This is a genomic window from Marinobacter sp. (assembly GCF_035268745.1).
Classification (GTDB): Bacteria; Pseudomonadota; Gammaproteobacteria; order Pseudomonadales; family Oleiphilaceae; genus Marinobacter.
Map to the genome: position 1 here is coordinate 1 of NZ_DATFKH010000166.1, position 10,333 is coordinate 10,333.

Annotated in this window: 8 protein-coding genes; 5 read left to right on the forward strand and 3 right to left on the reverse strand. The window is 57.1% G+C overall.

The genetic code is table 11. The features are described from left to right. Positions 1 to 1,603 (reverse strand): adenosylcobalamin-dependent ribonucleoside-diphosphate reductase (locus VJ956_RS12285; protein ID WP_324085335.1); only part of this gene is annotated, 1,603 nt, incomplete at its 3' end. Positions 1,604 to 2,269: 666 nt separating this feature from the next. Here VJ956_RS12285 and VJ956_RS12290 point away from each other — a divergent pair. Further along, positions 2,270 to 3,946, forward strand: a complete 1,677-nt coding sequence (locus VJ956_RS12290; RefSeq protein ID WP_324085336.1) for an AMP-binding protein — start codon at positions 2,270 to 2,272, stop codon at positions 3,944 to 3,946. A 71-nt stretch (positions 3,947 to 4,017) separates the two neighbouring features. Then, complete coding sequence (locus VJ956_RS12295; RefSeq protein ID WP_324085337.1) at positions 4,018 to 4,503, forward strand: thioesterase domain-containing protein; 486 nt, start codon at positions 4,018 to 4,020, stop codon at positions 4,501 to 4,503. Here VJ956_RS12295 and VJ956_RS12300 read toward each other — a convergent pair. Together VJ956_RS12300 and VJ956_RS12305 are read right to left on the reverse strand one after the other, a co-directional pair. Then, entirely contained in the window at positions 4,492 to 6,180 is a 1,689-nt protein-coding gene (locus tag VJ956_RS12300; protein WP_324085338.1) for an iron ABC transporter permease, read from the reverse strand. The two genes, VJ956_RS12295 and VJ956_RS12300, sit on opposite strands and share 12 nt — an antisense overlap. Positions 6,181 to 6,327: 147 nt before the next feature. Then, positions 6,328 to 7,347, reverse strand: a complete 1,020-nt coding sequence (locus VJ956_RS12305) for a Fe(3+) ABC transporter substrate-binding protein (protein WP_414674439.1) — start codon at positions 7,345 to 7,347, stop codon at positions 6,328 to 6,330. A 199-nt stretch (positions 7,348 to 7,546) separates the two neighbouring features. Between VJ956_RS12305 and VJ956_RS12310 the strand changes: the two genes are divergently transcribed. The 3 genes from VJ956_RS12310 to VJ956_RS12320 form a co-directional block, all read left to right on the forward strand. Then, entirely contained in the window at positions 7,547 to 7,819 is a 273-nt protein-coding gene (locus VJ956_RS12310; RefSeq protein ID WP_324085339.1) for a PilZ domain-containing protein, read from the forward strand. Positions 7,820 to 8,072: 253 nt separating this feature from the next. After that, positions 8,073 to 9,371, forward strand: a complete 1,299-nt coding sequence (locus tag VJ956_RS12315) for an HD-GYP domain-containing protein (protein WP_324085340.1) — start codon at positions 8,073 to 8,075, stop codon at positions 9,369 to 9,371. A 198-nt stretch (positions 9,372 to 9,569) separates the two neighbouring features. Next, positions 9,570 to 10,333 (forward strand): ABC transporter ATP-binding protein (locus tag VJ956_RS12320; RefSeq protein ID WP_324085341.1); only part of this gene is annotated, 764 nt, incomplete at its 3' end.

The following is a 10,333-nucleotide window of genomic DNA, read 5'->3' on the forward strand; positions in this document are numbered from 1 at the left end:
GCTCGATGCCGTTACTGGCATTGTTGGCCAGTGACAGGCTGATGGTGCCGGTGGGCGCGATGGAGGTGTGGTGGGTAAAGCGGCCACCTTTCTCCGCCAGTTGCTCGACCAGTTCCGGTTCTACGCCGGCAATCTGCTGCATGTATCTGCTGTATTTCGCATGCAGTACCCTGCCTTTCAGCCTGTCGCCAAGCTTGTAACCGTCTTCGGACAGCTGCGGGCACTTGGTCAGCATCTTGGGGGTTACTTCGAATTCGTCGTCCATGATCGGCGCCGGGCCTTTTTCCTCGGCCAGGGCCAGGGACTGGCGCCAGCCTTCCACGGCCATTTCCCGTACCACGTCTTCGGTGAACTGGACGGATTCGGAAGAACCGTAAGGCATGCGCAGCATGGCGAGGGTGGAACCGAGGCCGAGAATGCCCATGCCGTGGCGGCGTTTGTAGGTGATTTCGTGGCGCTGTTCTTCCAGCGGCAGGCCGTTGATTTCCACCACGTTGTCCAGCATGCGGGTGAAGATGGCAACGACCCTGCGGTATTTTTCATAGTTGAAGCTGGCTTTGTCGGTGAACGGATAGTCCACAAACATGGTCAGGTTCACCGAGCCCAGCAGGCAGCTGCCGTAAGGGGGCAGGGGTTGCTCACCACAGGGGTTGGTCGCGCGGATATCCTCACAGAACCAGTTGTTGTTCATCTGGTTGACCTTGTCGATCAGGATGAAACCCGGCTCGGCGTAGTCGTAGGTGCTGGTCATGATGGTGTCCCAGATGAACTGGGCTTTCAGGGTGCGGTAGATCTTGCACGCGACCTTGCCTTCGGCGTTGACCACGTAGCCTTTCTGTACCGGGAAATCGCGATAGACGAACCGGCTGCTGTCATTCAGGTCCAGGCCTTCGTCGGTGGCCTCTTTTTCGGTCACCGGGAAAGACAGGTGCCAGTCGGAATCGTTGCGCACGGCGTCGATGAAATCTTCGGTGATCAGCAGCGACAGGTTGAACTGGCGCAGGCGGCCGTCTTCACGCTTGGCCTGGATAAAGTCGATCACATCCGGATGGTGGACGTCGAAGGTGGCCATCTGGGCGCCGCGGCGGCCACCGGCGGAAGACACGGTGAAACACATGCGGTCAAAGATATCCATGAACGACAGTGGTCCGGAGGTGGTAGCACCGGCACCGGCTACGTAGGCACCTTTGGGGCGCAGGGTGGAGAACTCATAGCCGATGCCGCAGCCGGCTTTCAGTGTCAGACCGGCTTCGTGGTTTTTCTCGAGGATGTCGTTCATGGAGTCGTGAACGGAGCCGGAGACGGTGCAGTTGATGGTGGACGTGGCCGGTTTGTGGGCTTCGGCACCGGCGTTGGAGGTAATGCGGCCGGCGGGGATGGCGCCGTGGCGCAGGGCCCAGGCGAAATCTTTCATGTGTCTGGCGCGGTCGGCCTTGTTTTCAACTTCGGCGAGGGCAGTGGCAACGCGGGTGTAGGTGGCATCAATGTCCTGGTCAACCGGTTCGCCGGTTTTGGTTTTCAACTGGTACTTGCTGTTCCAGATGTCCAGCGAAGCGTCCTGCAACGGAATTTTTGTTATCACGGCCTGTGGTTTTGCGTTCATTACTGCCCTCTGTTTCTGTCTGTGAGGTGTTCTGTTCTGAATGGCCAGCGTTCTGTAACGGCTGGCCATGCCCCTTTTGAAAGATATCCGAATTTCCTTGTCAAACTACTACATCTGGTGTCGTGCACCCCGGCTGGATGTCGCTGCCCGGGCGCTGGAAAAGCGTCTCGCCTGCCGTTGTCAGCAGGTTCCAGGTGCTTCCCGATTGCTGGTCGGCGGTTGGCTGGTTCTGTTAAAACCCCCACATATAGGCGAGTGAGGTAAAGTGTATAACAGGATATAGTGTTTTGTGAACAAGAAGGGAACTATGGAATGCAGTGTAAACTGATAAGAAAAACAATCGCTGAACGGTTGCAGGCCCGGGAATGACTGCCACTTCCGGGGCCCGGGCCATTCATGCAGTAACCACAATATGTAGTGGTCGCAGAATAACCGGAAAAACCGGCGCATGCCCGGTTCTGAGTCTGTCTGTCTTTTCGATGCCGATTTAATGCCAGTCCGGGAATGATTGCCGGTTACCCGGGTCTGATGATTTGGATGGCTTTGTGTTATTCGACTAGATTAACAGGGTTATCCGAACCACTTGCCAGCCTGCCCGGGTAGTGCATTGATAGATACGCCTGAACCAAGGCCGGAAAAACCAGAAACAAAAAAATAGGAAGGTCGATGGACACCACCAACAAACTGCCTCTTGATATGGTTTACCACTGGGAAAAGACCACGCCGGATTCCGTGTATATGACCCAGCCAGACGGCAAGGGCGAGGTTATACACTATACCTGGAAACATGCGGTGGATGAGGCGCGCCGGATGGCGGCCTACCTGAAGTCGCTTGAGCTTCCCGCGAAAAGCCGGGTGGGTCTGATCTCGAAAAACTGCGCCCACTGGATTATGGCGGACTGGGCCATCTGGATGGCCGGTCATATCTCGGTACCGCTTTATCCCACCCTGAATGCAGACACGGTCAGCTACATCCTTCAACACAGTGAGTGCGAACTGCTGTTCGTGGGCAAGCTTGATGACTGGGAGATGATGAAACCCGGCGTTCCCGGGTCCCTGCTTTGTGTGTCCTTCCCGCTCAGCCCGCCCAACGACTTCGACAGCTGGGACGATATTATCAGCAAATACCCGCCGCTTGAGGAAAACGTGAAGCGTGACCCGGAGGAGCTGGCCACGATCGTTTATACCTCTGGCAGTACCGGTCGCCCCAAGGGGGTCATGCTGAGCTTCAGCAACATGGCATTTGCGGCCAGCGGTGGCGCGGAAGTGCTGGGTGTGGGCCCGGAGGATCGGATGCTGTCCTACCTGCCGCTGGCCCATGTATTCGAACGCACCTATGTCGAGCTGGCCTCCATCTACAATGGCTTTACGCTGTATTTTGCCGATTCTCTCGATACCTTTGTGCAGGACCTCCAGCGCGCCCAGCCGACTCTGTTCCTATCTGTACCGCGGCTGTGGGTGAAGTTCCAGCATGGCGTGTTGCACAAGCTGCCGAACCAGAAGCTGCAAAAGCTGCTGAAGATCCCGGTTGTCAACAAGCTGATCAGGAGGAAGATTCTCAAAGGCCTGGGCCTGCACCGGGCCAGACTCGCCGGCAGTGGTTCGGCGCCGCTGTCCCATGATGTGCTGGACTGGTACCGCGGTCTTGGCCTTGAGCTTCTGGAAGGTTATGGCATGTCCGAAAACTTCGCCTATTCCCACATGAGCAAGCCGGGCCGTTCGCGCACCGGTTATGTGGGGGAGCCGGCCCCGGGCGTTGAGACAAGAATCAGCGACGAGGGCGAGGTGCTGGTCAAAAGCCCTGCCACCATGATGGGTTACTACAAGGACGAAGAGAAAACCAGGGACACCATCACCGAAGACGGTTTCCTGAAAACCGGTGACAAGGGCGAAGTTGATGACATGAATCGCCTGAAGCTGACCGGTCGCATCAAGGAGATCTTCAAGACCAGCAAAGGTAAATACATCGCTCCCGCGCCGATTGAAAATCGTCTGATGTCTCATGATGCCATCGGCATGGTGTGTGTTTCCGGTGCCAATCAGACCCAGCCTTTTGCCCTGGTAATGGTGGATGAGGATCTGCGTGAGAAGATGGACGATCCGTCGGTCCGCAAGCAAACGGAAGAAAGCTTCAGGCAGCTGATGGAAGACGTCAATAAAACGGTCGACCCCCACGAGAAGCTGGCGTTCATGGTGGTTGTCAATGATGACTGGTCCATTGAAAACAACTTCCTGACCCCGACCCTGAAGCTCAAGCGCAATGTGGTTGAGGACGCCTATCAGGACAAGGTGAACGAATGGTATGCCAGGCGGCAGCCGGTTATCTGGGAGCAGGGGCCCTGATTACCGACATAAGTCGCATAGGGAAATGGCAGAGCAGTGCCTAAACTGGTGCCATATTTTCAGGGGGAAATATGACCCAGCTAGGCCGTTTTCAGAAACATATCCACCGGATGATTCCGCTGTCTGAGGCTCTGGCCGTCCGCCTGGAGTCCTACAACGGCCATGGCCTGCTGGTCAGTGCACCGCTTCAGCCCAATCACAATCATCAGGGCACCGGATTCGGTGGCAGCGTCTACTCGGTCGCAGTGGTGTCTGCATGGGGGTTGGTGGAACTGGTGCTGGCGGATCTGGGCCTTGAGGGCAATGTGGTCATCCAGGTGGGCGAGATCGAGCACCTGGCACCGGTGACCTCGGATTTCTACGCGCTGTGCCTGCTGCCGGGCGGCGAAGTGCCGGAAAAGTTCCGTAAAAGCCTGGCGCGCCATGGCAAGGCCCGGCTTTCGCTGGTTGCTGAAGTCTATTGCGGCGAACCGTCGATGACCCCTGCCGGAGAGCCTGCTGCGGTCTTTCAGGGCCGCTTCGTGGTGCAGGGAATAACTTCGAAGCTAGCCAATTGAGCGGGTCCTGGCGATTGACCGGCTCATCAGGATAATCGGTATTATGCCCGCCAGAACAATGACCAGTGCCGGCAGGGCGCTGCGGGCCAGCTGCTCATCGGAAGCAAACTGGTAAACATAGGTGGCCAGGGTCTCGAAGTTGAAAGGCCGCAGGATCAGGGTCGCCGGCAATTCCTTCATCACGTCGACAAACACCACCAGAGCGGCTGTCAGTAGCGTACCCCGGAGCATCGGCAGGTGCACGTGAACCAGGGTCTGGCCGGGGGTATGACCAAGCGAACGCGAGGCCATGTCCATGCTGGGTGTGATTTTCTGCAACGCGCTTTCCACGCTGCCCGCTGATACCGCCAGAAACCGCACGGTATAGGCAAATACCAGAGCAAATGCCGATCCGCTCAGAAGCAATCCGCTGCTGAATCCGAAACTGCTGCGCAGGACGCTGTCGAGCCAGTTATCGAACCCGGCCAGGGGAATGATCACACCCACGGCCAGCACCGCCCCGGGCATCGCATAACCCAGGCTCGACAGTCGCATCATCACCCGCATGCCATGGGTATCATGGAGACGGCGGCTGTAGGCGAGGGTAATGCCGATAAACAGGGTGGTCAGCGCGGCGGTGGCCGACAGGAACAGGCTGTTGAGGGTGTTGCGGATGAAGCTGCTGTTCCAGCTTTGATCGAAATACTCCCAGGCGTAATGGCCCAGGGTCATGGCGGGCACCAGAAAGCCCAGAACCACAGGCGTTGCACAAACCACAATGCAGAGAATCTGGCGCCCCGGCGATAGTTTGAAACGCTGGATCGGGTCGCGGTTGTCGCGGGCAGAAAACTGTTGTTGCTTGCGCCTGGAATAACGTTCGAGCGTCACAAGAATAACCACAAACGCGAGCATGACCGTGGCAATCTGGGCCGCCCCGCCAAGACTGCCGAGGCCCATCCAGGTATCGAAAAGACCCGCTGTGAGGGTCTGGACGGCGAAGAAATCGACGGTGCCAAAATCGTTCAGGGTTTCCATCAGCACCAGTGACAGGCCAACGGCAACGGCGGGGCGGGCAATGGGCAGAACCACCCGGAAAAAGGTACTGATCGCCGAATGCCCCAGGCTGCGGCTGACTGCGAACAGCGACGGCGACTGGTCCATGAAGGCGGCCCGGGCCAGCAGGTAGACATAGGGGTAAAGCACCAGCCCGATCATCAGGGTGGCGCCTTCCAGCGTGCGAATTTCGGGGAACCAGTAATCCCCGGCATTGCGCCAGCCAAACCAGTCTCTCATCGTGGTCTGGACCGGCCCCGCGTAATCAAGAAGGCTGGTGTAGACATAGGCAATGACATAGGCCGGAACGGCGAAGGGCAGCAGCATGGCCCACTCAAAGAAGCGCCGCCCCGGGAATTCACACATGGTGACGGCCCATGCGGTTGAAAGACCAATCACCAGCGTGATCGCCGATACCCCGAGCATCAGTAACAGGGTGGTCGAGAGGTATCGCGGCAAAGTGGTGTCGATCAGGTGAGGCCAGACGTTGTCCTCCGGGAACAGTGCAAGATAAAGCACTGACAGTACCGGAAGCACAACAATGGCTGTGGTAATGAAGGCTGTGATCACCCAGCGTCTCGAGGTCCGCTTTGCCAGTAAAGCCGGTCTGACCTGGTGCTGGCTATCGGTGATCGCCTCGGACATGATGTTCCTTTCTATCAGGACAGGTTTATCAGCAAAATCGGAATCAGGACAAAAACAGTAACGCGGACGGGATTTTAGTGTGCAAGGCGCAGGCCCGCAATGATTTGCGGGCCTGTATATTGGCTTTCAATAGCCGTTCGGAGGATTTTACAGGTTGTTGTAATCCACGCGGTCGACCATACGCACGGCCTGTTCACGGTAATCCGCGATTTCCTGCAGGGAGAGGTCGTCCGGGTTGATCTCGCCCCACTCGGCCACCATACCTGTCGGTTCTACTTCAGGATTGGCCGGGTACTCGGTATTGGCTTCGGCGTAAATACGCTGGGCTTCCGGAGTTGAAAGGAACTCCATCAGGCGCACCGCTTCCTCTTGATTGGGCGCGCTCTTGGTCAGCGCGATACCGCTGATATTGATGTGGGTACCACGGCCGTCGTTGTTGGGGAAAATCAGCCGCACAGATTCGGCGGCTTCTCGCTGATTCTCGTCGTTCAGCATGTTGCCGTAGTAGTAGCTGTTACCGATCGCCAGATCGCACTCGCCGGCGTGAATTGCCTTGATCTGGTCCCGGTCGCCGCCCTGGGGTTTCCGCGCCAGGTTGTCTTTGAGACCCTCCAGCCACTGTTCGGCCTGTTCTTCGCCGTGGTGGGCAATCATCGAGGAGAACAGGGCGATGTTGTAGGGATGCTGGCCACTGCGGGTACAGATGCGGTCGTCCCACTTGTCATCGGCCAGTTCTTCGTAGGTTGTAATTGCTCCGGGTTCCACCCGTTCTTTCGAGGCGTAGATCAGACGCCCGCGAGTGGTCAGGGCAAACCACTTGCCGTCCGGGTGGCGCAGATTCTCGGGTATGTTCTGTTCCAGAACCTCGTTATCCACGCTCTGTACCAGATCGCGCTCGACCAGTTCGCTCAGGCGCGAGATGTCCACGGTCATCACGATGTCGGCAGGACTGTTGCGGCCTTCCCGCTCCAGGCGCTCCGCCAGGCCTTTCTTGGCGAACACGACATTGGTCTCGATGCCGGTTTCTTTCTTGAAGGCCTCGAGCAGGGGTTCAAGCAGGTATGCCTGGCGATAGGAGTAGATATTGACTTCGCCTTCGGCACTGGCCGTCATTGGCAGCGCCAGCGAGGCGGCTGTAAGGACTGTTGCGAGTTTCATTCGGCTCATGGGGCAACCTTTTATATGTCAGTTTGGTAGATGCCAGTCTGGCGGAGAAGATGCGCTTGGCGCGACTTTACATTTGAACCAGAACTATTCTCATTTGTGTTAAGTATTCTGTCAAGCTGGAGAGCAAACTTCTTCCTGTTATGCTGCTATGCTTTCGAATACACTGGAAATTAAGCGAAAAGTTGTGAGCGCATGGAATATGAAGGATAACGATCGACGCATACACAGTCGCACTATGATGAGTGCACGGGTAAAGATTACCCACGAATCCCTGGGTGAGTTTGTATTTTCAACAAAGGATATCTCGGATGGCGGTGTGTTTATCGTGGTGGATGCGGAGCCCTTCGAACCGGTAATCGGCGATGAGGTCCAGGTTCAGGTGCAGGGTCTTCCGGTGCCAGCGCCAATCCTGAACATGGTGATCGTGCGCAAGACCATTGACGGTTTCGGACTTCAGTTCGCAGATGAATGACGGGCGCTTCCGGATAACAGCCGGAGCCTGATGAGCCGGTGTGTATTGACCGGTAACGTGCCGCAATATTCCTGTTGAGTGTGCGCAGCGTCACAACGCTACAATTTGTAGCCTGTTGATAGTTATGGTTACCGTCTGTGCTCATCAGGTTACCCGGTACTACAAAAATGTAGTGGACTCATCCCCGGAATCCTTCAGAATGTAATCATCCCGCACTATCACGGCGGAATTGCAGTAGCAGTCGAGGCGCATCATGGGAGTCCAGCAGAAAAAGGTATGGGTACACGATCTGGAATTGGGCATGTTCGTGTCCGATCTCGATCGCCCGTGGCACCAGACTCCTTTCCCCATTCAGGGCTTTTTCATCCGGACCCAGGATGATGTCAGGGCCCTGACATCCCACTGCAAGTGGGTGATGGTTGATGTTGCTGAAGGTCGCCAGGGCGATTCCAGAGCAAAACCCGACAGGCCTGCATTCGGCCGGCTGAATGACCGGAAGCGTGAGGAAGTCCGGCTGCGGCCGCTGAATATCCGCGACCCCGTCAAGTATCCGCGAGTGTCCCCGCTGCTGAAAGAGCTGAAGCTGTCCCGCAAACTGATGATGGATGCCGAGACATCACTTCACTGTGTGTTCCGGAATGTCGAGGAAAACCGGCTGCCAGACCTGCGGGATGTTTCCAGGGTAACCCGCGGCATGGTGTCCAGCGTGATCCGGAATCCCGATGCTCTGCTGTGGCTCTGCCGCACCCGCGAACACGATGACTACACCTATCAGTACGCGCTCAACACGTCTGTCTGGGCGTTGATCTGTGGCCGTGAACTGGGCCTTCATGAGGGGACCCTCTATCAGCTGGGCATGGGCTGCCTGTTGTCCCAGGTGGGCAAGCTGATGCTGCCGAAAGCCTTGCTTGAAAACGAAAGCCGTCTGGACTCCGACCAGCTCACGCTTTACCGCAGTTACGTTGAGAGAGGCGTTGAGAGCCTGCAGGACGCCGGACTGTCCCCCGCGGCCATGAGCGTTGTGCAGAATCATCGTGAACGGCATAACGGCTCGGGCTTTCCGAAAGGGCTTCACGGCGATCGTATTCCGCTGCTGGGCAAGATTGCCGGGCTTGCGGAATACTTTGAGTCGCTGGTGGGCCCGCGAAAGCAGGCGGAAGCGATGACGCCCTCCCGCGCCATTGGCCTGCTTTATGAACTGCGCAATATTGAGTTTCAGGAAGATCTGGTTGAAAAGTTCATTTCGGCGGTGGGGGTCTATCCTACGGGCAGTCTTGTTGAACTGAGCGACGGCATGCGCGGCGTTGTGGTGTCTCATTCCCCCGAGCGACGCCTGTGGCCGAAAGTGATGGTGATGACAGACCGGTCCCAAAAGACCCTGAAAACCGCAAAAGTGATTGACCTTGCGAAATGTAACGATGGCAAGCGTGCTGAAGATGTAGTGTCCATCGCGCAATGCCTGCCGGTGGGCACCGATGGCCTGTACCCGGCGCATTTTGACATCACTGGCACTGAAGGCCGCTGGGCCTTCTCCCGCATGATCGGGGGCTGATCAGTCAGCCCTTGCATTGCTGACCAGGCGCATCGCGTAGCGCCCGGGAAGTTCTGATTCCCGATCGTTCTCCCCCCCCCCTCGGAAAATACCCCGTCAACGCCGACTCCCAGTCGAAGGAATCCGTGGCTGACCTTGAATTCTGCAGGTCCGGTCGCCACCTAAGGATTTTTCGATCCGGTTTTCAATGGAACGGCTATGACCAACGCACTCGAGATAGAGAATCTTGTAAAAGTTTACGGGGACGGGTTTGAGGCCCTGAAGGGTATCGACCTGAATGTGGCGCAAGGCGATTTCTTCGCGCTGCTGGGACCCAATGGTGCGGGGAAGTCGACAATCCTCGGGATCGTTTGCTCGCTGGTGAACAAAACCTCCGGCAAAATCCGGGTGTTCGGCTCCGATATTGATACCCATCTCTCGGACGCCAAGCTGAACCTCGGGGTCGTACCCCAGGAGTTCAACTTCAACCAGTTCGAGAAGGTTTTTGACATCGTAACCACCCAGGCCGGCTATTACGGCATTCCGCTGAAAAAGGCGGCGGTGTCGGCGGAAAAGTATCTGCGCCAGCTTGGCCTCTGGGACAAGCGGGACTCGCCTGCCCGGATGCTGTCTGGCGGCATGAAACGGCGGTTGATGATTGCCAGGGCACTGGTGCACGAACCCAGGTTGCTGATTCTCGACGAGCCGACAGCGGGTGTTGACATTGAACTGCGCCGATCCATGTGGGCGTTCCTCGAGCAGATGAACCGGCAGGGCACCACCATTATCCTGACCACCCACTACCTCGAAGAGGCAGAGGCACTTTGCCGCAACATTGCCATTATCGACCATGGCCAGATTCTGAAAAACACCAGCAAGCGCGATCTGCTCCAGGAACTGAGCGTCGAAACCTTTGTGCTGGATACCGACACCGAACTGAAATCCACCCCGCAGCTGAAAAACTTCGATTGCCGCCTGGATGA

Excerpts from the sequence above, each read along its gene's own strand:
- VJ956_RS12305 (WP_414674439.1), bottom strand. The coding sequence starts at position 7,347 with ATGAGCCGAATGAAACTCGCAACAGTCCTTACAGCCGCCTCGCTGGCG.
- VJ956_RS12315 (WP_324085340.1), top strand. The coding sequence starts at position 8,073 with ATGGGAGTCCAGCAGAAAAAGGTATGGGTACACGATCTGGAATTGGGC.
- VJ956_RS12295 (WP_324085337.1), top strand. The coding sequence starts at position 4,018 with ATGACCCAGCTAGGCCGTTTTCAGAAACATATCCACCGGATGATTCCG.
- VJ956_RS12290 (WP_324085336.1), top strand. The coding sequence starts at position 2,270 with ATGGACACCACCAACAAACTGCCTCTTGATATGGTTTACCACTGGGAA.
- VJ956_RS12300 (WP_324085338.1), bottom strand. The coding sequence starts at position 6,180 with ATGTCCGAGGCGATCACCGATAGCCAGCACCAGGTCAGACCGGCTTTA.
- VJ956_RS12310 (WP_324085339.1), top strand. The coding sequence starts at position 7,547 with ATGAAGGATAACGATCGACGCATACACAGTCGCACTATGATGAGTGCA.